Raw genomic sequence first — 25,104 nt, forward strand, 5'->3', positions numbered from 1 at the left:
ATTTTTGATATCAATTAAAAATATAAAAAACTTCATTATGAAAACTGACAGTTACACTAAAGCTATCCTAACCATTATTGCCGTTTGTTTAGGTATTATTGTTTTAAAAGAAATAAACATTATACCAAAAGCATATGCAAACAACACCAGCACCTCCAATTACGGAATAGTGCCTATTAACGATGATGGAACAATCACCGTTAAACTTGACACCTCTGATGAAATTGATGTGAATATAAAAGGCATCAACACCTATGATATGCTCAAAGTAGATATCAATAAAGTAAGCACAAGTGATGAACTGAATATAAACATTGACGAAATAGGTGGCACTTACGTATCAAGCGGAGGCCCTATCAAAGTTAAAATACAGAATTAAACTCTAGGCTATTGTTTCATTTTCAGATAATAGTCTACAGAATGTTTTCCAGAACGTAAACCATAAAGAACACGCATAGAAAAAGTACAACACCGGCAAAAACTAAGTTAACTATTTGCAAATCAACTACAAAACTTACAATGATTGCTCCGATCAAAAGAGGTAATTGCACAGCAACAGACCATCAAGTTAACAAACCAAAAGCAATTACAATCCCTCCAATTAAATGGGTGGGAGCAACATAATGAATTACAATCATTTCGCCTGCAAGATTCTGAACAGACTTTAGTAAATCTACTAATATTTGACTATTGCTAATGGAATTTATTCCTTTTAAAAATAAAAAACATCTAAGGCAATTCTAAGAAGGTCTAATGGACAATATGTATGAGCATTAGCCCATTTATTTAATGATTCAATAGTTGGTATAATGTAAAAAAGTATTGACTAGATCACTATAATATTCTGATTATTAATTAAACAAAAAAATCTCATCAATTATAAGCCTGATGCAACCGAAGTAATTTTATCTAGAGCAGCACTTATCTTAATCAATACTTCTTGCACACCTTTTATTCCATGGCGCTGTTGCAAATATTGTGGATCATTATATGAAATTCTAACCGTATTCTGATCATCTTTCCATACTAATATTTTCTGAGGAAGATCTAATCCTGTAGTCTGAGTACTTTGCATTAAAGGAGTTCCTAAGTTAGGATTACCAAACATAACGATCTTTGTTGGGTTTAACTTTAACCCAACAGAAGCAGCATTAGCCTGATGGTCTAATTGAGCAATTATTTTCAAATTAGGATTGCTTTTAATCACTTCCACAAGAGTATTATATGTTTCGTCAAAGCTCTTAGTACTTTCTTTAATTATGATTCCTTGTTTTGCTGAAATTTCCATACGTTCTAATACATTTTGTTCTGGTTTAGACGTGTCATTAGCAACTTGATTACAGGAAATTAAATTTAAAGTAAATAGAAAACTAAAAAATAATCTTTTCATTTGAAATAAATTTTAATATAAAACTTGATTCTTATTTTTTTCATAGCTACAATCATTCTTGTTGATATACCAGATAACTTTTATATTATCGCTAAACTCATCGCTTTTATTTACATCAGAATGATCTAGGTAAACTTGGGTCATTTCTCCCGTTGTTCCTAAAACCGAGTGCCAATAATGTGTTTTGACAAGGTTTATATGATTTCGCTCTCTAGATGGAGCTTGCCCCATAATTCTAGATAATTGAGCATATACATGTCCTTTATTAATTGTTAAGAATTGAGCATCAGCGGTGTGCTCAACAGCAAAAACACCTGTTAAACCGTCTTTCTTGTACTCACTATATTGTCCCCATCCAACTCGTATTTCACATCCCCGACGAACTGCTTTTTTAAGATTATCAATATCACCCGATAGTGCATTTCCTTCATCGTCATTACTATAAATAATCTGCCACCCTTTTGAATCATTTGTGACTTTTTTATTTTGTTTTTCTTTACTACAAGAACTCCATAAAACCACTAATAGAAATATTGTTAAATTTCTAACCATCCAGTTATTTTTTATAATAAAGATAGTCGAAAACCAAAAACAAATTTTAATTTCATATAAGATTAACATCTTGTCAAACCTTCTTAAAACATACTTAGTTGGTATTTCTTAAAAATTTCAAAAGATTAAAATCAATTTTCGGCTTTACTATCATAAATTATATTTCATACTCAATATCCAATACCTAGGCTGTATCACATAACTTGAAGTGCTATTGAATAATTCATTAAAACTATCCCTATTTATACTTTCGGTATCCAAAAGATTCGTTACCGAAAACTTATATTCCCATTTACTGTCCGGTTTTTGATAAAATACTTCTGCATCCAAAAAACTGTATTCGTTTAATGTTGTTTCGGTATCGCTGTAATTATAATAACTATAGGATGATTTTAATAAAAACCCTTTAGCAAATACCCAATCTAATCTTGCAAAAGGGCGACTGGTGTAAAAAGTACTTTCTGTACCATTATTGTCATAATCATTAACAGTAATGCGATATCCCAGATCAAAATTTGGTCCTTCTTTAAAATTTGTAGACCATTCCGTTCGGTACGTTTGTGTAAAACTAATACTCTCACTTGGTAACGTGTTCACAATATTATTGAAGCTGGACCAACTTAGATTGGCGTTCAGTGTTCCTTTAATCTTACCAAAGGTTCTGGTAAAATTTCCACTACCTGAAATCACCTGATCTGCCAGGTTAGAATTAATCGGTGTATTTACTCTATTAATCCCGGATACAACACTTGTATTCTTAATAGGGTTTCGCCTATTTGTGTAATTCAATCTAGCAAAGATGTTAGTGTAATTAAACATATTAAAACTAAAATAGTTTAATGAATAATTATCATACAAAGCGTTCTCTAAACTTCTATTTCCCTGGGATAGTGAATTATAATTATTAAAAACATACCCTTCGGCCAGGTTATTTATATCTGTATAATTGGCTGTGATTGAATAATTAAGTCGTAAACTCTCACTTTTTTTAAACTGAACCAAAGCAAAAAAATCTGGCAATACTTGCCACTCATTCTGATCAACTGTAGCTTCTAGCTGTTCATCTTTAAGACTATAATTATGAACACTAACTCCAGGGTTAAAGGTGAAAATTCCGGCAATAAATTTATAATGTAATCCTGCGTAAATATCATTAAAACTATAAGTTACATCATTAGTAAATTCATCTGATTCAAAAATATTTTCACTTCCATTATCTAAAGTCTGAAAAATACTGGAATCAAATTTCTGAGTACTTAAAATAGATCCAACTGTGAAGTTCAAATTGTTTTTTTTATTTAAAATATGGTAATAATCAAGTGTAGCATCTAATTTACTAGTTTTTACATTTTTTTGTTGGTTGACATTATATCTATCTGACTCCTCTAATGGATCATACGTATCTAAACTGGAATCATCTGGATCAGTAATTTGAGTAAAAACTCCTCTAAAAGGAATTTCGGACCTAATAGCATTATAAAATGGATCCTCTTCCTGAAATAAGTGTTGTGCCTCAAAAGAGAAAATATTTTTGGAGTTAAGCGTATAATAGGTATTTAGATTCTGTTGCACTGAAAAGGGATTATTTTCCAGTCTTTCATTAATATCTTCAGAAATATCATCTCTTACAGAAAGAAAAATATCATCTTCTTCTTGCTTAGAAAGTTTACCGAACGCATCATAATCTAATCGAAAATCACTGTTAGGTCTATAACTTGTACTAAGCTTAAGCAACCCTAAAGTGCTGCGTTGTTCTGTATTATCAAACGTCTCTTCTATGGTATTATCCGTTGGGTCTGAAGTATCATCGATATAGGTTCTCTTAGTCGTAGTAATCAGATCTGTTTTGGTATCACTAATAATTCCATACCCACTTATATCGAGCGTTTTACCAGCAGACAAACTAAAATTAGCTGCTCCAAACTTGGTGTTAATTTCATTAGCACGATCATTCTGCAATACAGCAAATGCTAGATCATCACTAGTTATGTTAAAGGAAGTCCCTCCTCCACCCAAGTTTCTAAAACCTCCTGTAAAATTAAAGTAGTCTCTTCTTGTAAACGGAACTTCTCCGATATCATTGAAATCGGTTAAAATATTAATACTATACTTTGGGTTATAATAAAACAATTTAGGTTTCACTAAATATCGCTCTGTTCCTCCTACTCCAACTCCTGCTGTAATATCGCCGAACCAAAAATTCTTTTTACCTTCTTTGAGTTTTATATTTATCGCTACGTGATCCTGATTATTTCTAAGACCGCGCATTTGACCAACATCTTCATAATTTCTTAATACCTCTATTTTATCTAATGCATCTGCCGGAATATTTTTAGTAGCTAACTTAGAGTCTCCATCAAAAAAATCTTTCCCTTCTACCATCACTTTAGAAACTGTCTTCCCTTCTACTTCTATTTCTCCGTCATCATTTACTTCTATTCCCGGTAGTTTATCTAATACATCTCCTAATTTTTTCTCATTACCGTTGGTAAATGAATCCGTGTTATATACCAATGTATCCCCTTTTACAACTACTGGCATCTCATAAACGATTTCCACCTCATCGAGACTATTTTCTTCGGACTTCATCTTAAAATCCACTTTTACATCTACCGTATTTACGATAATGGTTTTATCTTTTGTAGAAAGTCCTATAAAACTAACCTTAAGCAGATATGTCTCATTTATAGGTGCTGACATTTTATATTTCCCCTTATCGTTAGTAATACCGTAGGCTATCATCATATTATCTGCTTTCTTATAGGCGATAACATTCGCCATTTCTAATGGATTTCCTAATGAGTCTTTTACAAATCCAGTAACCTGAACCTTTTGCGCGGACATAGTTATCCCTACCAACAATATGGTATACAGTATTTTTTTATTCATTTTCTTAATTAACTTGTTAAAAGAATTTTTAATTCCTGCGTCCTCCACCTATGCCTCCTCTTCCTCTTCGTTGTGTACTGAATTGCTCTATCATTTCTTCTACTTTCTTTTTGGTAATTTTATCAAATTCAGCTTGTGAGACTTCTTTTCCTTTTGTAGGTGATTTAATCTCTTCTATTTCTTTAGCATTCAGAACTATTTTATTGCACAGTAATGTAGTTTTACCTTCCTGTACTTCTAAAATTAAACCTGGTAATCCCCAATAAACCCCTGGACCTTGATTAACCGGAATCTCTGGGGTATACCAAGCTGTAACTTCTATTTCTTTTAGTATTTCTGGCTCATCTGTAACGTTTGTGGCGCTTGCTTGATCAACATTACTTTTTTCTCTTTGATCTCTCTGCTTTCTTGCTTTTCTTCTCATCTCGCGCCAATCCATTGTTGCATTTACTTTTTTAGTTGTTGTTGCCTTGAAACACGTATAATTTCCAATTTTCTTTGATTCATTCACCAAATTCCAGTTGTATGTAGACAATGAATCTTTGATCAAAAAGTTTTTTCCATAAAATTCACGTTGGTCGCTATATACTCCTTCCTGGATATTTTTATAATAATTATTGGATGTAAGCCCTGACAACAATGCTCCTCTTCTTACACCTCTTCCTCCAACAGTGCCAGTGGCTTCTAACTGCGATTCTTCTTTGTAGATTGCAGCATTTTTATCAAAAGTGAGCACAAATGTTTTTTCTAGAGCAGATTTCATACGGTCAACGATGGCTTTTTTCTGGTCTTCAGACATTTGCCGTCCACCAAAATCCATATCCATTCCCGTTTTACTGAAATAATAAGCTTTCCCCTGAAACTCTTGTGCGATTGTTAATGAAGTTATGAGAATAATAACCAAGGTAAATATAGTCTTCATACTTTATAGTTTTAAAATATTTAGACTCTAGCATTGGCATACGGTTTAATAGAAGTAAGTTAATTATATCCTAAAAAATAGCTTCTGATTATATACTCTATCTCAATATAAGACTGTCTAATAAATGTTTCTTATAACATTTATTTATTGATTTTTGATAACTATCCTCCAATTCTTATCTGCATACTATTTCCATCATTGCGATTTGTTCTTCTATTCTGGATTTCTTGCATTTTTTTACGCTTAATTTCTTCAAACTTAGTTTCGTTTACAATTTTACCCTTATTAGGTTCTATAATCTCTACTTTTTTCTTGGGATTCAATACTATTTTATTACATAATATACTCTGTCGTCCATCATTAATCGCCATAATTAATCCTGGTAATCCCCAAAAAAGATGGGTTTACGTTAGCCAAAGAAATTCGATTAGAAGATAACACCATTCCTATTATATTTCTCACTGCTAAATCACAGACGCAGGATATAGTAGAAGGTTTTACCATTGGAGGCAACGACTATTTAAAAAAGCCTTTTAGTATGGAAGAGCTTATTGTTAGAATTAACAATCTATTGCATAGAACCAAAACGCATCAAAATTCTGAAACACTTGCAATCGGTAAATATATTTTTGATTTCCCAAAACAGATCCTAAATTACAAAGATGAATCTTATCAACTTACGCATAGAGAAGCACATTTGTTATTTCATTTAGTAAAAAACAAAAACCAACTATTAGATCGCTCTATGATCCTCAAAAAACTTTGGGGTGATGATGACTTCTTTAATGGCAGGAGTATGGATGTGTTTATTTCCAAACTCAGAAAAAAATTAAAACAAGACGATTCTGTTCAGATTATCAATGTTAGAGGGTTTGGGTATAAATTAGTTTGTTAAAAACGGCCTTATTTTTGTACTTTGCTGATTCATGAAGAAGGTATTATTCTTTTTAATCTTATTAGGGTTTATCTATAACAGTTATGCTCAGAGAGAAGCAATTGCTAGAGATTCTATCTCAATAGAAGCTGATAAGTTTTTAGGATTTGACTCTTTTGGTGCTGTTTATTACGTGAAAGGAAATATTTTTTATAAAAAATGGAATGATCAAGAATGGCAATTTGGTGATTTTATTCTTGGTCAACTTACACAAGTATCTATTTTGAATCCTTTAAAAATTGTATTGTTCTACGAATCCTCTAACACAATTGTGTTAGTTGACAAATATTTATCCGAAATTAATCGCATAAATTTTAACACCATTACAGAGTTTAAAAGTGTCTCTTTGGTTTCTCCCGCAAATGATAACAGTGTATGGGTTTTTGATAACAACACTCAGCAATTAGAACTATTTAACACGAATTCTAACAAAACTCTGGTCACTACACAACCTATCACCGAACTCCCGACTAAACTACATAGTAACTTTAATTATTGCTGGATACTTACTTCAGAAACACTTTCTCAATTTAATATTTATGGAAGTTTGTTGACCAGAAGTAGTAATGAGGGATATACAGATATGAAAATCATTAATGATGATTTGTTATTACTAAAGGAAGACGGGCTATATTATCATTCTACAAAGACAAAAAAAATAGAAAAGATAAATCTTCCGGAAATTCCTATAAAACAGTTTTATGTTACTAATCAAATCCTTTATATTTACCACAAAAGTAAGATTTACAGTTTTGATCTAACACCCCAAAAAAATTAATCAACTATGCATGTAGCCATTGCTGGAAATATTGGTGCCGGAAAAACAACATTAACCAAATTATTGGCCAAACATTATCGATGGGAACCTCAATTCGAAGATGTATTGGAGAATCCTTATCTAGAGGATTTTTATAATAAAATGGAGCGATGGTCTTTTAATCTACAAATCTATTTTCTTAATAGTCGTTTTAGACAAATTCTAGAAATACGTGAGAGTGGTAAAGATATTATTCAGGACAGAACGATCTATGAAGATGCATATATTTTTGCTCCTAATCTTCACGCAATGGGATTAATGACTAATCGTGATTTTGAAAACTACAAATCTTTATTTGATTTGATGGAAAGTGTAGTAGAAGGTCCAGATTTGCTTATTTATTTACGAAGCAGTATTCCTAACCTTGTAGCTCAAATTCATAAACGTGGTCGCGAATATGAAAACACAATTAGTATAGATTACCTTAGTCGATTAAACGAAAGATACGAGGCTTGGGCTCATGGTTATGACAAAGGCAATCTGCTTATTGTTGATGTGGATCATCTTAACTTTGTAGATAACCCAGAAGACCTCGGTAGTATTATAAACCGTATTGATGCAGAATTAAACGGATTATTCTAGAAATAATAAAAGGCCTTTCTTAATTGAAAGGCCTTCTCTTTTCTAAAAACTCACCGTTAGCAAGTTTCTTTTCTAATCAGATTGCTTAAGATTGTTGCTCACCTTCAGTTTCACTCTCCTTATTGTCTTGTTTTACTGCTTTTTCTAAAGATTTATCAATTTCTTCTCCAGCCTTTTCTGCATCTTTTTTAATCTCTGCAGATTCTTTTACAACTTCTTCAGTAGTATTTTCAACTTCTTTTTGTATTTCACTGGTTTCTTCAGTAGCATCTTCTGCTTCTTTATTTGTATCTCTACAAGAAACAAATGCTACACTTAAAGTAAATAAAAACACTAAGGCTAAAATTACTTTTTTCATAATATAAAAATTTTAGTTGTTATTATATGGCTATAACGCCATTCTAATCTCACTATTTCTATTACCTTGGTAATGTTTTCACAAAAAATCTTAATTTTTTTAACAGAATGAATTTCAGCGATTTATTTCAATTTCTTTCAGAATTACAGCAAAATAATAACAAAGAATGGATGGATGCTAATCGAAAATGGTACCAACAAATCCGTAATTCTTTTATTAATTGGTTAGATGGTCTAGATACGGAGTTTGCCAAAATCGATCCGGATTATTATCCAACTCCAGGCAAAAAGGGAATCAATAGAATTAACAACAATCTTCTTTTTCATCCCAATAAACCGGTTTACAAAGATCATTTTGCTGCAGGATTAGATCAACGATCAAAGCAAGGAGATTTTTATATACAAATTGGCATCAATGATTGCGAACTGGCTGGAGGTTATTGGAAACCGGAGAATAAAATTCTAAATAGTATTCGTGAAGCGATTGATTATGATGGTGAAGAATTACTAAAGATCATAAACAAAAAAACTTTTCAGAAGACATTTGGTGAATTATATAATGGTGGAGATTCTTTGAAAAAAGCTCCCAAAGGATATACAATAGATCACGAACATATAGATCTATTGCGCCGTAAGACTATCGCTGTTATTCACCCTTTAACTAAAAAAGAAATTTTACAAAGTAATTTTAACGAAAGAATAATTGAAGTATATAAAGAAATGCTTCCTTTTAGAAGATACCTAAATGAAGCAGTAACGGTTTAGATTTTATTAATTTTCTTTACTAAATATTTAAAGATCACATTAGTTGCTCCTGTATTGCTATTTATAAAATGACCAGAAATCATACCCGTCTGTTGTCTGAATTTTTTATTTTCAATCAACTTGTTCAGAATATTAGAAAATTCAACTGCGTTAGATACCGAAAACAACCCTGCTAATTTCTGAAGTTGTTTCGCCTCTCCGAATTTTTCAAAATTCTTTCCAATAATAATTGGGATTCCGAAAGTTGCAGGTTCCAGAATATTATGTAATCCAGATGTCCCCATCGCTCCACCTACATAGGCAATATCTCCGTAACTATATACACGAGATAAGTACCCAATTGTGTTCAGAATAAACACTTGATATTCATTCATATTCTTTCCTTCTTTTTCAGAAAAAAGAACCGTTTTACCTATTAGCTTTTGTTTTAGTGTTTGCAAACCGTTATCTTTTATTTCGTGCGGCGCAACAATAAAACACAAATCTTCCGAAGCTTGATTTACAAAATCTATAAACACTTCTTCATCTTCTGACCAAGAACTTCCTATCACTATACAAAGCCTGTCTCCAATAAACTCTGAAATAAAATCTACCTGATTATCCATTTCGATTTGGTGTGATACCCTATCAAAACGTGTATCACCACTAACAGTAACGTTATCAAATTCAACTTCATTTAATAATAGTTGCGAAGCAGTATCCTGCACAAAAAAATGATCCACCGTTTTTAAAGCTGATCGCATAAAACCACCATACCATTTAAAAAATGCCTGATCTTTTCTAAATGTCGCAGAAATTATAATAATAGGAACATCGCTAGATTTTAACTTCTTCAAATAATTAGGCCAAAATTCATATTTTACAAAAATCGCAAGTCGTGGATTTACCAATTTCAAAAATTTACTAACATTTGTTTTAGTATCTATTGGTAAGTAGACAATAACATCAGCAAGGGTGCTGTTTTTTTTTACCTCGTACCCTGATGGGGAAAAAAAAGTAACTAATAAGATATGAGTAGGATACTTTTTTTTTACCTCTTCCATTACTGGAACTCCTTGCTCATATTCTCCTAGTGATGCACAATGAAACCAAATCACATGATCCTCTTTCTTTATATTCTTTGTTAATATCTCGAATACTGTTTTCCTTCCTTTTACAAACAATCTAAGTTTTGGACTTATGAATCCAATAACAGGAAGCAACGCATTAAATGCTGAGATTAGAATATTATAGAAAAAACTCAATAGTTCTGATTTTATGTATCGCTAAAATACGGCTCTTTCTCTTAAAAAACCGTCAAACATTAGTTTCAAAAAATGAATTTATCAAATTCATAAAAAATCACTATAATTTACATTTTAATAAAAATAAAGTTTAAATTTTACTTTTTTAACAAAATTAATTTAATAAAATTATTAAATTAACACTTAATATCACGCAAACTCAAATCTTATGAAATTAAAATTTACTTTGATTGCATTATTTTCCTGTGCAATATTATGCTCTCAAGATTTCTTAGAAGTACAACTTCCTAAACCCGACAAATTAAGTCCATTCTTTGTTGGACCACTTCTTAAATCAACCATTCATTATGGTGTTACTCCTCCTAATTACAATGGGGAAGTGATTTTATTTAATCATGGATACATTGATTTGAATCAAACACAGTTTTTATTTAACAACAGTTTTTATCAGAAAACATATGACGAAGGATATCAGGCAGTTTTTGTTGCTACCACCAGAGGCGGTGGTATATGGGTTAATGGAGAATTACTAGCAAAATCAATAGACATTATTACAGAAAAGTATAATGTAGCAGATGTATCCATTATAGCACATAGTAATGGAGGAAAAGCAGCTGAAGCCGCCATGATCCAATACGGAAAAAAAGATAAAATACAACAAGTTTTTGCTTTGGGCACTCCTTATTGGGGCACTTATCTAGCAGATATCTCTCAAATGCCCTGGTTAAACTGGGCCTGGCGTTTAACTGGGTTAAACGAAGGCGCCAGAACCTCAACTACTTATTACTGTAGAGATGTAGTTCGCCCTTATCTGGACAAAAATTCTAATAATGAACCAGATAAGTTTGTAGTATTAGGAGCATCTGGATATTTTAACGGATCCAATTTACTTGCTAGAGCAGCTTTTACAACTACCGGTGGAATCCTGTTACCTGTTCAGGGAGCTAATGACGGTGTAGCGTCATACAGAAGTACGCTTAGACCTGGTGCAGAATATGTGTTCAGAAAAAATGATTATCGTGCATTTTTTGATCATATCGATGTAAGTTTGGGACAGTTTAGCTGGTCCTATATAAAATCATATCTACAAAACCGTTCTCAGAAAAGCAATCACACTCTTGAAACTGAAACTCCAGCTAACTTTATCGCAGAAAGCAACTACTATATCATATATTCAGAAAATGAGTATGATCGTATGGTATTGGACAAAAATTCTACATTTGCAGTTGCAGAAATTCTTCATGAAAATCCAACAGCAGAATTTCTGGGTTTTGATCAAGATCAAAAACAAATAAACACACTAAAAAGACAGAATGAGCAGGATTACAAAACCATGATCCCGTTTTCCAAAAATAATATTCAACTAAAAAGTGATTCTCGTTTTGCAGCTTTTATCAAACAAAATAATGGAATTACTATGTCTTTAGAACATCTGATAAGAAATAGTTATCCTACCCTAAAAGTTGATGTTTTTTCAAATAAAAAAAATGAAGAATTACTTGTAAACACCAAAATACGTGGTATTATCATCAAAACTTCTAAAATCGATGGAACTCCATTAAAAAATGATCCAGAAGTAATCTCTTTTGATAAAAAGAATGGTAGTTTCTATTTTGATACGAAAAATTTAGATGCTGGTGTTTATAGCCTATTTCTAAACTCAGAAAGTAAAGGTAATTTTAAAAGGAGTATTATTTCTGGTTTTGTAGTTGGAGATATTAATAAGGCTTTGGATACTGATGAAGAAGTAGCTGATATTTTTAACAAAAAGGAAAAATCAATGACTATCACCCCTAATTCGGTCGGAAACTATGCCCTATTATCAATTAAGGGATCTAATATATCTGACGAACTATCTATAAATATTTACGACATTACAGGTAAAAAGATTACAGATTTTGTTATTCCTGTAAACCAAAATTCGCAATATAACATTTCGGAAAAATTACAATCATTATCAGGTGGTATATATCTTTTACAAGTCAATAATAATAAGACTATAAAATTCGTAAAAGAATAAGATTATAAACATCTGAAAGAAAAGCATTTGCTAATCTTATACTATTTTGATCCTATTCGTTAATAAAAAACATATCAAAACTTAATTATCACATTGGCAATCGTGTCATTATTTCGTACTTTCGTCGGGTTACAAAATTCATCCTATGAAGAAGATTCAAATGGTTGACTTAAAGGGTCAATATGAACAAATAAAGGAACGTGTGGATGCATCTGTTCTCGATGTTATCTCCACTGCTGCATTTATAAATGGACCAGAAGTACATAGTTTCCAAAAAGAATTAGAAGAATATCTGGATGTAAAACATGTAATTCCTTGTGCAAATGGCACAGATGCTCTGCAAATAGCGATGATGGGATTAGGTCTAAAACCGGGGGATGAAGTCATCACTGCAGATTTTACTTTTGCTGCTACCGTAGAAGTAATTGCATTGTTGCAGCTAACTCCTGTTTTAGTAGACGTAGATCCGGATTCATTTAATATTGATCCAATTGCTATCCGTAAAGCTATCACGCCAAATACAAAAGCAATTGTTCCTGTTCATTTATTTGGTCAAACCGCCAATATGGATGAAATTATGAAAATTGCTGAGGAACATAAATTATATGTAATAGAAGATAATGCACAAGGCATTGGTTCTAGTTACAAATTTGCAGATGGAAAAGTTTCTAAAACAGGAACTATTGGCCATATATCTTCTACCTCTTTTTTCCCATCTAAAAATTTAGGATGCTACGGTGATGGTGGAGCTATTTTTACTAACGATGATGATTTAGCACATACTATCCGTGGAGTTGTAAATCACGGAATGTATAAAAGATATCATCACGATGTAGTTGGCGTAAATTCTAGATTGGATTCTATACAAGCTACAGTACTTAGAGCCAAATTGCCTAATCTTGATTCTTATAATAATGCCAGAAGAATGGCAGCAAGAAAATATAATAAAGCTTTTGAAAGCGTAGAGAACATAATTACACCAAAAGTAAAAGGAAATAGTTGTGGAACCAGTGAGGATGTAATTTGTGATTCGTGTAACTGTCATGTATTTCACCAGTATACACTTCGAATCATCAATGTGGATCGTGATGCATTAGCAAAACATCTTAATGATACTGGAATCCCTTGTGGTGTATACTATCCTATACCTTTGCATAATCAAAAAGCATATAGAGATGAGCGTTATAACGAATCCGATTTCCCTGTTACTAATCAACTAGTGAAAGAAGTGATTTCGTTACCAATGCATACAGAATTAGATGATGAACAAATCGATTTTATCACAAAAACTATCATCGATTTTATTACTAAATAAACTAAAAAAGTTAATTACTCATATTTGTTTAATTAATTATTACAAAACTCATAAACGCCTATAATGGATTCATTTTGTATTTGTTATAATCTTGTAGATCATAATAATTTCCCAGGTATTCCCCCGTTACCAGAAGTCTATATTGTACCTGTAAATAATAATCGTCTTGGCTATGTAGAAAAACAAGCTACTCCCCAGACATTAGCTAGTTTCGAAATACCATACGCAGAGACACCTCACGAGCAATTATTAGAAATATGCTCTAGTCTAAAAATTCCTGTGTTAGAACAACAGTTCAGACCAGCTAAAAAAAGAAAAACATTTGGTTTCGCAGATATCCTAAAAGATCCTAAAATCAAAAATGTAGTGATCAGTCATATTAATAATAAACTTTCTGTTTTTTATTCCCTTTTAATTAAGAACCAATATGCTGTTGTACATAATGCCCAAAGAAAAGATCCTTTTGAAGTACATAGATTATCAATTGGTGATAGCATTCTCAATCCAATTTTAGAATTCACAAAAACGGATGAAGGCATAGATTATTCTTTTTCTTTAAAAGATGATGAGAAAGCCATAATTCCTCAAAATCATAGTATTCAGATATTATTAAATGAACCTTCTTGGATTGTATTAGACAAATCTATTCACCACATTGATAATCTAAATGCAAATAAATTAAAACCATTCTTTAATAAAGAAAAGATTACAATTGCTAAGAAACATATCAAAACCTACCTCAATAAGGTAATTGTTCCTGTTATAAAAAATGTAGATGTGATAGCTAATGGTTTTGAAATATTAATTGACAAAAATATAGCATCCTATGGAATAGAAATTATTCAGGATTTTATAAAAGAAAACTATGTTGCTAAAGTAGTCTTTAACTATGACAAAGCTACTTTTGATTATAATAGTCCCAAAAAAACTTCATCCGATGTGTATTTTGAGGAAAATGAAGATATCCAGATCACACAAACCCAAAGAGACCCTAATGCTGAAAAAGAAATCATAACATCATTGAAATCTAAAGGATTAACGATCAATGCTAATCTTTTTTTAGCGCCCGAAACTTCTGATGATCCATTAGCAATTTTTAATTGGGTTCAAACATATCATAAAGAACTAGAAAAAGAAGGGTTTAAAATAACACTTCCCGATCTTGAGAACAAATCAGTAAATCTTGATCCGCATAAGATTGAAATTCAAAACAAAAAAAAAATGACTGGTTCGATGTCAAAGGAATAGTTCTTATTGGTGCACTAGAAATTCCGTTTTCCAAATTTATTAAATACATAAAGGAGAATAATCGCTTTTTTCCAATGAACGATGAATCTGTTTTCATTATTCCATTGGAATGGATGACACGTTACAAAAAATTAGCAAATTTTGGTAACGTAAAAGAAGATAGTATTCTAGTAAATAAAGGAAACTATACGCTCTTAAAAGATATTGTTCCTCCAGAAGAACTAGATCTTTCAGAAAATATTGATTTAGACTACCAGCTATCATCTAAATTAAAAGCCACCTTGAGACCCTATCAGGAAGAAGGTGTTAAATGGTTAGTGAAACATTATCAAAATCAGCTAGGTGCTTGTCTTGCTGATGATATGGGACTTGGGAAAACATTACAAACCATCGCAACATTAGTATTTATAAAGGAGCAGCTGACACCAGCTCCAGAAGACACAAAAACTATTCGACTGGATCTGTTTAGTGACCCTTTAGAGGTCAAAACCTATCTCAAAACTTTAATCGTACTACCGTCTTCCTTAGTATTTAACTGGGCTCAGGAAATATTGAAATTTGCACCACACCTAACTATTACAAAGTATATAGGAAGTGATCGTAAAAAAATAACCCCTTATTTAGAAACATACGACATCATTCTAACCACCTACACTACATTATCGAAGGATATTGATACACTACAAAAAATAGAATTCACATATTTAATCACTGATGAGAGCCAGCAAATAAAGAATAAAGAATCTAAAATATTCAAAGCGATTAATAATATCAATGCAAAACATAAAATTTCTTTGAGCGGTACACCTATCGAAAATTCATTATCAGATCTCTGGTCTCAGATGGAATTTATCAATACCGGAATGCTAGGAAGTTATCCTTTTTTTAAAGATCATTTTAAAACTCCGATAGAAAAACATCAAAACGAAGAACGCATCAAGGAGCTAAAAGGACTAGTAGATCCTTTTATTCTAAGAAGGACAAAAGAACAAGTAGCTAAGGATTTACCTGAATTATCAGAACAGACTATCTACACTGAGATGCTTACAGAGCAAGAAAAAGAATATGAATCTCAAAAATCAGCCGCTAGAAATTTATTATTAGGTATTGATACTGTTTCTACTAACAAAATTCATATTATAAATACCTTAACTAAACTTAGGCAATTAGCAAATCACCCTAAATTACTAAAAAATAACACAGAAGGCACTTCTGGGAAATTTAAAGACGTTACCTCCTATTTAGAAACCTTAATGAAATCCAACAAAAAAGTGTTGATATTTAGTTCCTTTGTTTCTCACTTAAATTTATACCAGGAATGGTCTACTACTCAAAGTATTTCTTTTGTAAGTCTTACAGGACAAACTAAAAGTTCAGACAGAGAAAAGATTGTTAATGAATTTCAGGAAAACGATGCAATCTCTTTATTCTTTATTTCATTAAAAGCAGGGGGAGTTGGTCTTAATCTCACCAAGGCATCCTATGTTATTTTGTTAGACCCTTGGTGGAATCCTTTTATTGAGAAACAAGCTATCGCCCGTGCGCATCGTATTGGTCAAAAAAACAATGTTATGGTTACTCGTTTTATAACTAAAAATACAATAGAAGAAAAAATTATTCGATTACAAGAACAAAAGAAAAACCTTTCTGACGAGATTATTCCTATTGATGCGATTCCTGATTATATTGAAAGTGATTTAGAAGAGCTTTTAAAATAGAAATTCAGGTGTTCGAGCGAGCTATTAACTATATCTTTTTTTACTTTTTTTAGAAAAAACAAAAAAGAGTGCCACTACTACCTCTAAAGCAAAACACGTGTTTAAAACTATCAAGTTTTCATAACACATCAATTTATTAAAGAAAGAATGAAACATATTTTAGTACTAACTCTTATCGCTATAAACCTATTTTTCTTGCACCTCTCAAGAATCCGTCATTTTTAAAAAAAAGAAATTAACTGGCAAGATTATCCTGAATTATTTTCAGACAAAACAAAATCCACTTTTATTGATAGATTTAATTTTCCAGAAAATATTGATATGTACGAAATAACATATCTAAGTGATGGATTAAAAATCCAATCATTTGCTATAATTCAAAAAAAAAGGTAAACACACAGTTATCATATGCAATCGAGGTAGAAATCGAGATTTGGTTCCCTTCAATTACTTAGAGGCAATATAAAACTTCCTGCACGTATATATTTTCCAAATTAGCTGCTCAAGGTTACATCGTTATCGGTTGCAACTATCGAGGTTCAGTTAACAGTAAGGGATGGAAGAATTTGGAAGAAAAGATGTGAATGATGTTTTTAAATCTAAACAAAGTCTTAGATAAATTACCAAACATGAGATTTCACGGAAGATAAAATAATGCTTTCAGCTCGTATTTGTAAAAGAAATCATAATCTGTTCATCAATTACAGTATTTTATTTTAAATTGATAATCTTATAATTTAGCACAAATTCATTCATATACAACTTCACATAATCTATTAGCTTATGAAATTCCTTTACATCTTACTTTTTGCTGTAACAAGCACCACGCTTGTTGCTCAAGACACATATCTTCATTGCGGAAAATTAATTGATACCAAAACAGGAAAAATTTTAACCGAAAGAACCATTGTCGTTTCTGGAAACAAAATAAGCGAGGTAGAAATCGGTTATATCGAAGGACAGAACAATGATGTTATTATTGATCTTAAAGATAAGACCGTTATGCCAGGGCTTATCGATATGCATGTACATATGGAAAGTGAATCCAATCCAAAAGCATATTTAGAGCGTTACACCCATAATGATGCAGATGTAGCCTACAACTCTGTAGGATTTGCCGAAGCTACTTTGTTGGCGGGGTTTACTACAGTAAGAGATCTTGGAGGAAGCGGTGTAAACATTTCTTTAAAAAAAGCAATTGCTCAAGAAAAAATAATAGGCCCACGAATTTTTACGGCTGGAAAAATCATTTCTAGTACTGGAGGGCATGGAGATCCCACTAATGGAAGTAAAAAATCTATTATAGGAGATCCAGGACCTAAAGATGGTGTTGTAAACGGCATAGAAGATGCTAAAAAAGCCGTTAGACAACGTTATAAAAACGGAGCTGATCTAATCAAAATTACAGCAACCGGAGGCGTATTAAGTGTAGCTAAAAGTAGTTCTAATCCACAATTTACTGTAGAAGAAATAAAAGCTATCTGTAAAACTGCTAAGGATTATGGGTTTCATGTAGCTGCTCATGCACATGGAGATAAAGGAATGCAACGTGCCATAATTGGAGGTGTAAAAACAATCGAGCATGGAACTTTAATGAGTACCAAAACTATGGACTTAATGAAAAAGAACAAAGCTTATTTGGTGCCTACCATTACGGCTGGAAAAGAAGTTACAGAAAAAGCCGAAATAGAAGGATATTATCCAGATGTTATAGTTCCAAAAGCATTAGAAATAGGACCACAGATACAAGATACATTTAGAAAAGCACATAAACGTGGTGTTCGTATTGCTTTTGGCACAGATGCAGGAGTTTTTAAACACGGACAGAACGCTAAAGAATTTGGATATATGGTAGAAGCTGGTATGCGACCAATAACAGCTATACAATGTGCTACTATTGTAAATGCAAAAGTGTTGAACATGAAAAATGAACTTGGGCAAATTGCACCTGGTTTTTTAGCAGATATTGTAGCAGTTAATGATGATCCAACAGAAGAAATAAAGACAATGGAAAATGTAGTGTTCGTTATGAAAGAAGGTAAAATCTATAAACAATAGTATTTTAAACAGGTGCCAGATTAGCTTCAAAAAGATTCGTAATTGTGAAAAAAATATTGAATTATAGTATTCTCGGAGTAATCATATTATTTGGAGTATTTTATGGCTACACAAAATTGTCAGCTGCAGGTGAAGGAGACGTTGCACCTGATCTTGAAGCTACTCTCGTAGATGGGACATCTTTTAAATTATCTAAGCTGAAGGGCAAGTATGTATTACTTGATTTTTGGGGTTCCTGGTGTGCACCTTGCCTGAAAGAAAGTCCTGAATTAGTAGCTCTTTATAAAAAACATTCTGGTAATTTAACTGTGGTTAGCATCGCGCTTGAGAAAGATTCAAAATCTTGGAAAAAAGTAGTTTCTAAATATGGATATACCTGGAAAAATCAAATAGTAGATCAAAATCGATTTGTTATGCTATCTGAGATCGCGAGAAAATATGGTGTTTCAGAAATTCCAGCTAAATTTCTAATTTCACCTGATGGGAAATTGATGGGAAATTATTCTTTCGAAGAGATTGACAACCTGCTATCGAACACTGTTTCCAATAGATAAATCATTAACATCAAACTTATCTGTTGATATATAAATATCCTGCTCTATCTTTAACTCCTGTTATATTCAATACATAATAATATGTTCCTTCAGGTAGTTCTGATTCCTTAGAAATGGTTGCTCTGCCTTCAGAGATCCCTTCAAAATTTTGATTTTCATGATATGCTTCTTTTTGAAAAACCAATATTCCCCACCTGTTATATATAAATAATTCGTTATCAGGAAATTTTGATAATCCCTGAATCTTGAACGTATCATTCATTCCATCTCCATTAGGTGACACTGCCGTAAAAATTTCTAAATCTCCATCGAACAATCTATTTGATGATCCAAAAGTTAATACTTCATAATCATCTGGAGTAATCACATCAGAAGAAATTTCTCCATTATTTAAATCTCCAATAACATTAGTGTTTCCTAAATTAACCCACTTTTTAAGTGCTTTATTCCACCCTACAACTCTTAAATCTTCAATGTTCTCTACAAGTGTTGGTATATTACTATTATTATCCCACGTTAAAGTAACTTGAGTTCGCTTGTTACCATCTAAATCCCAAAACTCAAAAATACTCACTCCAAATAATGAATCATCATATTCTTCAGAATCAAAACTCTCTAAGAAGTAATTTGGTGTGTTAGGATTTTCAAAAAAATATGCTGCTCTAGAGGTTTCTGTCGCTGCTTCACTATCTATTTTTAAAGGTCTCAACCTAAAATCATCTCCCACGGGAAAAGAGAAATTCAAATCTCCTACTAAAGACGCATAACCATCCACATATCTATCATCACCCTCTCCTAAATATGGAGCGTCATGTATATAATCCAATGAAACATTTTTCTCATCCCTAGGAGTTATAACTCTGCCATTAATAAACTCTTGAAAATGACCAACTCCAACTCCTACCTCTAAAATCAAATCTTCTTTCACATCAATTTCTAAATCGTAAAACACAGGTTTATTATCTCCAGAAACCATTAAACTATTTTCATTATAAAAACCTACTCTTCCGATATTATTATCAAACTCTCCATTATTAATAACATCTATATGAAATCCAATTTGACCAGCTGAATGGATTTGAATACTCCCAAAATTATGAAAAGCCTCTTGTGAAAATCCAGAAAAACTAAATCTTAAGATGGTCAAAACAATTATTAAAGTTCTTATAGTTGACATTTTCTTTGGGTTTTAAGTATTTTATCACCGTAAATGTAATTGAGGTAAGCCCGTAAATTTGAAGATGATAGACAGGAGGTTGTTTTCTGTCGACAAATGAAAAAAAACCTCAGTCAAACTGCTTTTTAGTCATTCAACAGAATTATGATCAATGAATGGTTTGGATTAACCGATAAATAGATATTATGCGGATGGTTATGTAACTTTATATTCCTGATATATGAAACACTATATTATGAAACTAGTTTTTTTAGTTATTTACTTATCTCAGTTATTTTTTGTGTAAGAATCAGCTCTATCCGTATTCAAAAATTTAATCGATAAAAGAGTGAAAAGTTTAAAATAAATTGGGTAATAGCAGTACAACCATTTTTATGTTTGACTTAAATAACATATAAGCCATTATAAAATTCAAAGGATTTAATGACAAAAAAACAGTCAAAATACAATTAGCACAATCACGATATCAGAAGATTTGACTCAGTAACCAATACTCTTAAATTTTGCGAATTTGATGTTTTTGATGTTGCGATAGAAAGTATCCTTACAGCAGAATAAAAAAGTCTTATCCATTTATATCAATATAGAGAATCATCGACGATAGATCTGTGAAAATATGTAAAATGAATTACACTTATAATTTTAAGATTGGAGATTATGTAGTTGAAAAGTAATCACTAATACTTTTCAGATAAGTACTATACATAAAAAAACCTCGGAAAATTCATAAGCTTTCGAGGTTTTTTTCATTGTTTCTTTTATATTAGATCGATGCAGAAATAGTTTCCATAGATCTATCTACTTTTTTCACCAATCCTGATAGTACTTTTCCAGGACCAACCTCTGTAAATGATGTTGCTCCATCTTTCATCATATTTTTCACACTTTGCGTCCATTTTACAGGAGCAGTTAACTGAGCCATTAAATTCTTTTTAATTTCCTCAGGATCCGTAATTGCGGTTGTGGTTACATTTTGATATATCGGACAGTTCGGTGTATTAAAAGTTGTTTCTTCTATTGCCGCCGCTAATTCTTCTCTAGCGGGTTCCATTAACGGAGAATGAAAAGCTCCTCCTACAGGCAGTACTAAAGCTCTACGAGCTCCTTTTTCTTTCATAAGTTCACAAGCTTTCTCTATTGCTTCTACTTCTCCAGAAATAACTAATTGACCAGGACAATTATAATTAGCAGCTACTACTACTCCTTCAATTTCTTCGCATCCTTTTTCTACTACTTCATCATCTAACCCTAAAACAGCAGCCATTGTAGAAGGTTTTAATTCACAAGCGCTTTGCATTGCCAACGCCCTTTTAGAAACTAATCTAAGAGCGTCTTCAAAATTTAATGTTCCATTAGCCACTAAAGCAGAAAACTCACCTAGAGAATGACCAGCTACCATATCTGGATTAAAACTATCACCTAACACTTTACTTAAGATTACAGAATGTAAAAATATGGCTGGTTGAGTTACTTTTGTTTCCTTTAACTCATCAGCTGTGCCTTCAAACATGATTTTGGTTATTTCAAAACCTAAAATATCATTGGCTTTATGAAAAAGTTCTTTTGCAATTTCTGAATTTTCATATAAGCCCAGCCCCATTCCAGAAAATTGAGCTCCTTGACCTGGAAAAACATATGCGTTCATGTACTGTGTATTTTAAAATTTTAACAAAAGTAAGTATAAATCACAAGAGTAATTCACTTAAAAAATGTTTTTAGACAGGCTACTTTATTTTAAAACTCTTGAAAAAATCTACTTTTCTAGTTTTAGAAATTGATAATTTTTTTCCGTTGTCCATTACAACAAACCCTCCATCAGACTTGCTAATACGCGTGATATGATCCTTATTAATTAAACTAGAATTATGAATCCTTAAAAAACCAAAATTTTCTAGCAAGTACTCATAGTATTTTAAATTCTGTGAAGCTATAATATGTTTATTATTACTGAGTGTCAATTGGGTATAACTTCCATCGGCTAGGCAATATAAAATCGAACTGATAGAAACAATCTCGTATCCATCAAAAGTGGGAATAGATATTTTATTAAACTTATCCTTTTCTAGCTTAAGCTGTTCTATCAATTCTTTTGCATTATTGGCAAAGTATCTTCTCTCCAAACCTTCTAAAAGTCTATTTATAGCCTTTTTAAAATCATCAATATCGATAGGTTTTAGAAGATAATCCAATGCCATATATCTAAAAGCTTCTAGTGCATGATTATGTGCTGACATAAAAATTATTTCAAAATCGATTCTTGCAAATTTTTCTAAAAACTCGAAAATACTTCTAGTACCAATCTGTATGTCTAAAAAAGCAACATCAATTGTATATGATTCTAAAAGAGTTTGCGCTTCTTCAAACGTCTGCGCAGTACCTACAATTTCAATTTTTGGATAGAATGTTACAATTAGTGATTGTAAATTTTCTATACCGTTTAATTCGTCATCTACTATAATTGCATTAATTATTTTTGTCATACATATTCTTTAATGGTAGAATTAATATACTCCTAGTTCCTTTTACCTCATTATTTTCATCAAAAAGATCTTCAAAATAATATCTAGCATCTTTATATCCAGATTTTACCAATATATCAATTCGCTGTTTTGTATTTATTGAGGTAATTCCTACAAAACCTTTTGGCTTAGACATTTTTATTTTTTGTGCCTCTTTTCTTCCTATGCCATTATCTTCTACTATAATTTTTAAGTTACTACTGTAAGGTTCTATAGTTAAGGAAACATGACCGCCATCTGGTTTATTACTAATACCATGGATTATTGAATTTTCTATGATAGGTTGTAAAATCATTGCAGGAATATAAGGATTTTGTTCTTCGATATTAGGATCCACCATTAGTGTAAAATCTAGTTTATTTCTAAATCGTATTTTTTCTAAATCTACATATACTTTAATAAGGTCTAATTCTTTTTGTAATCTGATAAAAGAATCATTAGAATTATCCAGAATCAACCTGATAGATTGAGAAAATTTACTCAAGTAATTATACGCACTAAACTTATCCGATTTCAATATAGAATTTTGCACTCCATTTATTGTATTAAAAATAAAATGAGGGTTCATTTGTGACCTTAATGCAAATAATTTCATAATAGAAATTTGCTTCTGTTTTTCGGCAAGATATACTCTATTGCGATAAACGTATAGTACAATCATTCCTATAATCCCGATTAAAACAATACTTCCGATCCAAATGATTCTTTCTATATCTGATTCGAATTCTTTTTTATCTTCTGCTTTCTCTTTTGATAAAGAAGCATAAGCAACATCTTTTTCTTCAATTACTTTTGAAGATTCAATTTTCGATATCTGCTCAGAGAAGTTTTTATCCAATAATTTAGATTCTAATGACGCAAATTTCTCATAATACATGAGCGCTTTCTTATAGTTTTCTGTTTTCTTATGATATCTACACAAATCTTTGTAAGCATCAATAATTGCGGTTTTAATTTCATACTCTTCTGCAATTGATAGCGCTTTATTGAGATTATATTCTGCTTTTTCATAGGATCCTGTATCAAGATACACATTGCCTAAAGTGCGGTACGTTTGTCCTACTCTACTGTCAAACAATTTACCTTGTTTAATAGCTAAAGATTTTTTTGCATAAACAAGACTTGAATCATACTTTTTTTCCTTATAATAATTAAATGCTAGGTTGTTATAACAGGTCCTCCTTTGATTAATATATGTAAGATTATCATCTAGACTTTTGTCTAATATCTTTTTATATAATAAGATCGCATTTGTAAAATTTTCTAATTGGGTTTCTATCACAGCTAAGTTTATATAACTAGTGATTTCTCTATCTTTTTCACCAAGGAGTATTGCTACCTCTAAAGCTTCGGAGAATATATCAACTGATCTATCATTTTTATTTAGCTTAGAATATAAAATTCCTAATCTATTTAATGACTTATGCTTTTCTACTGATGGCTCTTCATCTTTAAAAAAATAATAGGCTTCCATTAGATTATTTAGTGATTCTTTATAATCACTTTTTCTTTGAAACAATAATCCCATGTCTGATTGAATATCTGCAATTAGAAGATAATCTTTCTCATCATTTGCAATACGTTTAGCCCTATTAAAATAATTATAGGCTAAATCTACATCTTCGGAATACATATAAATAACTCCTAATCGTTTTAAGCTACGCGCATACAAGCCATAATCCTTATATAACAATGATAATTTCTTAGAAACTTCTGCATATTGTAAAGAAGTATCCATATCTACATCCTTATAATACAAACTAAGATGATAAGACGCCTTGGCCTGTTCAACATCATCACAAATTGCGTAAATAGCTAACAAACTATCTTTTATACTAATATTTTCCTTAATCTGTATCTGTGATGCTACTACTGTAGTAAAAATCAAAAAAAACCAACAAGTATATTTCTTATACAATTTCACCCTAATATTTTAAGTATTTCATATGTGACTACAATTTCTCGAAAACTACATTAAAATAGACAAAGCAGATGATTTCAATAATCATCTGCTTTATTAACTGTATTTTCTTTAAATGTATT

21 protein-coding genes and 1 pseudogene are annotated in these 25,104 nt (G+C 31.5%); 11 read left to right on the plus strand and 11 right to left on the minus strand.

Going from position 1 to position 25,104, the window contains the following annotated elements; translation table 11 throughout:
* Positions 1 to 37 precede the first annotated feature (37 nt).
* On the plus strand, positions 38 to 379 hold the full coding sequence (locus tag Q0921_RS08225) for a hypothetical protein (protein WP_299255828.1): 342 nt from the start codon (positions 38 to 40) through the stop codon (positions 377 to 379).
* A 498-nt stretch (positions 380 to 877) separates the two neighbouring features.
* Here Q0921_RS08225 and Q0921_RS08235 read toward each other — a convergent pair whose 3' ends face one another.
* The 5 genes from Q0921_RS08235 to Q0921_RS08255 form a co-directional block, all read right to left on the minus strand.
* Positions 878 to 1,390, minus strand: coding sequence for a DUF302 domain-containing protein (locus Q0921_RS08235; RefSeq protein ID WP_299255830.1), 513 nt, complete (start codon positions 1,388 to 1,390; stop codon positions 878 to 880).
* A 12-nt stretch (positions 1,391 to 1,402) separates the two neighbouring features.
* The gene (locus tag Q0921_RS08240; RefSeq protein WP_299255832.1) at positions 1,403 to 1,942 is read right to left on the minus strand and encodes a hypothetical protein; all 540 of its coding nucleotides are present in this window, start codon (positions 1,940 to 1,942) and stop codon (positions 1,403 to 1,405) included.
* 150 nt (positions 1,943 to 2,092) lie between these two features.
* Positions 2,093 to 4,831, minus strand: coding sequence for a TonB-dependent receptor (locus Q0921_RS08245; RefSeq protein ID WP_299255834.1), 2,739 nt, complete (start codon positions 4,829 to 4,831; stop codon positions 2,093 to 2,095).
* Between the two features lie 28 nt (positions 4,832 to 4,859).
* On the minus strand, positions 4,860 to 5,753 hold the full coding sequence (locus Q0921_RS08250) for a GLPGLI family protein (RefSeq protein WP_299255836.1): 894 nt from the start codon (positions 5,751 to 5,753) through the stop codon (positions 4,860 to 4,862).
* A 161-nt stretch (positions 5,754 to 5,914) separates the two neighbouring features.
* The gene (locus tag Q0921_RS08255) at positions 5,915 to 6,124 is read right to left on the minus strand and encodes a hypothetical protein (protein WP_299255838.1); all 210 of its coding nucleotides are present in this window, start codon (positions 6,122 to 6,124) and stop codon (positions 5,915 to 5,917) included.
* Positions 6,125 to 6,132: 8 nt separating this feature from the next.
* On the opposite strand from Q0921_RS08255, the pseudogene Q0921_RS08260 reads away from it, so the two are divergent.
* The 3 genes and pseudogenes from Q0921_RS08260 to Q0921_RS08270 form a co-directional block, all read left to right on the plus strand.
* A pseudogene (locus Q0921_RS08260) lies at positions 6,133 to 6,648 on the plus strand (response regulator transcription factor); the annotation flags it as partial.
* Positions 6,649 to 6,679: 31 nt separating this feature from the next.
* Positions 6,680 to 7,465 (plus strand): hypothetical protein, encoded by a 786-nt coding sequence (locus Q0921_RS08265; protein WP_299255840.1) that lies wholly within the window; start codon positions 6,680 to 6,682, stop codon positions 7,463 to 7,465.
* Between the two features lie 6 nt (positions 7,466 to 7,471).
* Positions 7,472 to 8,086: a deoxynucleoside kinase gene (locus tag Q0921_RS08270; RefSeq protein ID WP_027393042.1), complete on the plus strand. Its 615-nt coding sequence runs from the start codon at positions 7,472 to 7,474 to the stop codon at positions 8,084 to 8,086.
* 85 nt (positions 8,087 to 8,171) lie between these two features.
* On the opposite strand, the gene Q0921_RS08275 is transcribed toward Q0921_RS08270, so the two are convergent.
* Positions 8,172 to 8,444: a hypothetical protein gene (locus tag Q0921_RS08275; RefSeq protein ID WP_299255842.1), complete on the minus strand. Its 273-nt coding sequence runs from the start codon at positions 8,442 to 8,444 to the stop codon at positions 8,172 to 8,174.
* Between the two features lie 107 nt (positions 8,445 to 8,551).
* Here Q0921_RS08275 and Q0921_RS08280 point away from each other — a divergent pair, with 107 nt between their 5' ends.
* On the plus strand, positions 8,552 to 9,208 hold the full coding sequence (locus tag Q0921_RS08280) for a DUF2461 domain-containing protein (protein WP_299255844.1): 657 nt from the start codon (positions 8,552 to 8,554) through the stop codon (positions 9,206 to 9,208).
* Here Q0921_RS08280 and Q0921_RS08285 read toward each other — a convergent pair.
* Positions 9,205 to 10,452: a glycosyltransferase N-terminal domain-containing protein gene (locus tag Q0921_RS08285; protein ID WP_299255846.1), complete on the minus strand. Its 1,248-nt coding sequence runs from the start codon at positions 10,450 to 10,452 to the stop codon at positions 9,205 to 9,207. The genes Q0921_RS08280 and Q0921_RS08285 overlap by 4 nt on opposite strands.
* Positions 10,453 to 10,660: 208 nt before the next feature.
* Between Q0921_RS08285 and Q0921_RS08290 the strand changes: the two genes are divergently transcribed.
* From Q0921_RS08290 to Q0921_RS08315, 6 genes are all read left to right on the plus strand, one after another.
* Entirely contained in the window at positions 10,661 to 12,472 is a 1,812-nt protein-coding gene (locus Q0921_RS08290) for a T9SS type A sorting domain-containing protein (protein WP_299255848.1), read from the plus strand.
* A 145-nt stretch (positions 12,473 to 12,617) separates the two neighbouring features.
* On the plus strand, positions 12,618 to 13,787 hold the full coding sequence (locus Q0921_RS08295; protein WP_299255850.1) for a DegT/DnrJ/EryC1/StrS aminotransferase family protein: 1,170 nt from the start codon (positions 12,618 to 12,620) through the stop codon (positions 13,785 to 13,787).
* A gap of 63 nt (positions 13,788 to 13,850) precedes the next feature.
* Complete coding sequence (locus Q0921_RS08300) at positions 13,851 to 15,035, plus strand: SNF2 helicase associated domain-containing protein (protein WP_299255852.1); 1,185 nt, start codon at positions 13,851 to 13,853, stop codon at positions 15,033 to 15,035.
* 74 nt (positions 15,036 to 15,109) lie between these two features.
* Entirely contained in the window at positions 15,110 to 16,753 is a 1,644-nt protein-coding gene (locus Q0921_RS08305) for a DEAD/DEAH box helicase (RefSeq protein ID WP_299255853.1), read from the plus strand.
* Between the two features lie 783 nt (positions 16,754 to 17,536).
* A complete protein-coding gene (locus tag Q0921_RS08310) occupies positions 17,537 to 18,811 on the plus strand; it encodes an amidohydrolase family protein (RefSeq protein WP_299255854.1) in 1,275 nt (424 codons plus the stop codon).
* Between the two features lie 44 nt (positions 18,812 to 18,855).
* A complete protein-coding gene (locus Q0921_RS08315; protein ID WP_299255855.1) occupies positions 18,856 to 19,365 on the plus strand; it encodes a TlpA disulfide reductase family protein in 510 nt (169 codons plus the stop codon).
* Between the two features lie 16 nt (positions 19,366 to 19,381).
* Here the strand turns inward: Q0921_RS08315 and Q0921_RS08320 are convergent, their stop codons facing one another.
* The 4 genes from Q0921_RS08320 to Q0921_RS08335 all read right to left on the minus strand — a co-directional run bounded on the left by Q0921_RS08320 (position 19,382) and on the right by Q0921_RS08335 (position 24,985).
* Positions 19,382 to 20,542, minus strand: coding sequence for a gliding motility-associated C-terminal domain-containing protein (locus Q0921_RS08320; RefSeq protein WP_299255856.1), 1,161 nt, complete (start codon positions 20,540 to 20,542; stop codon positions 19,382 to 19,384).
* A gap of 763 nt (positions 20,543 to 21,305) precedes the next feature.
* Positions 21,306 to 22,187 carry an ACP S-malonyltransferase gene (gene fabD, locus Q0921_RS08325; RefSeq protein WP_299255857.1) on the minus strand — a complete coding sequence of 294 codons (882 nt, stop codon included), beginning with the start codon at positions 22,185 to 22,187 and terminating at the stop codon, positions 21,306 to 21,308.
* 79 nt (positions 22,188 to 22,266) lie between these two features.
* Entirely contained in the window at positions 22,267 to 23,022 is a 756-nt protein-coding gene (locus Q0921_RS08330) for a LytTR family DNA-binding domain-containing protein (protein WP_299255858.1), read from the minus strand.
* Positions 23,006 to 24,985: a tetratricopeptide repeat protein gene (locus Q0921_RS08335; protein ID WP_299255859.1), complete on the minus strand. Its 1,980-nt coding sequence runs from the start codon at positions 24,983 to 24,985 to the stop codon at positions 23,006 to 23,008. The genes Q0921_RS08330 and Q0921_RS08335 overlap by 17 nt, the downstream gene beginning before the upstream one ends.
* Between the last annotated feature and the right edge of the window lie 119 nt (positions 24,986 to 25,104).

It is taken from the genome of uncultured Aquimarina sp., assembly GCF_947496855.1.
In the GTDB taxonomy this organism is placed as follows: Bacteria; Bacteroidota; Bacteroidia; order Flavobacteriales; family Flavobacteriaceae; genus Aquimarina.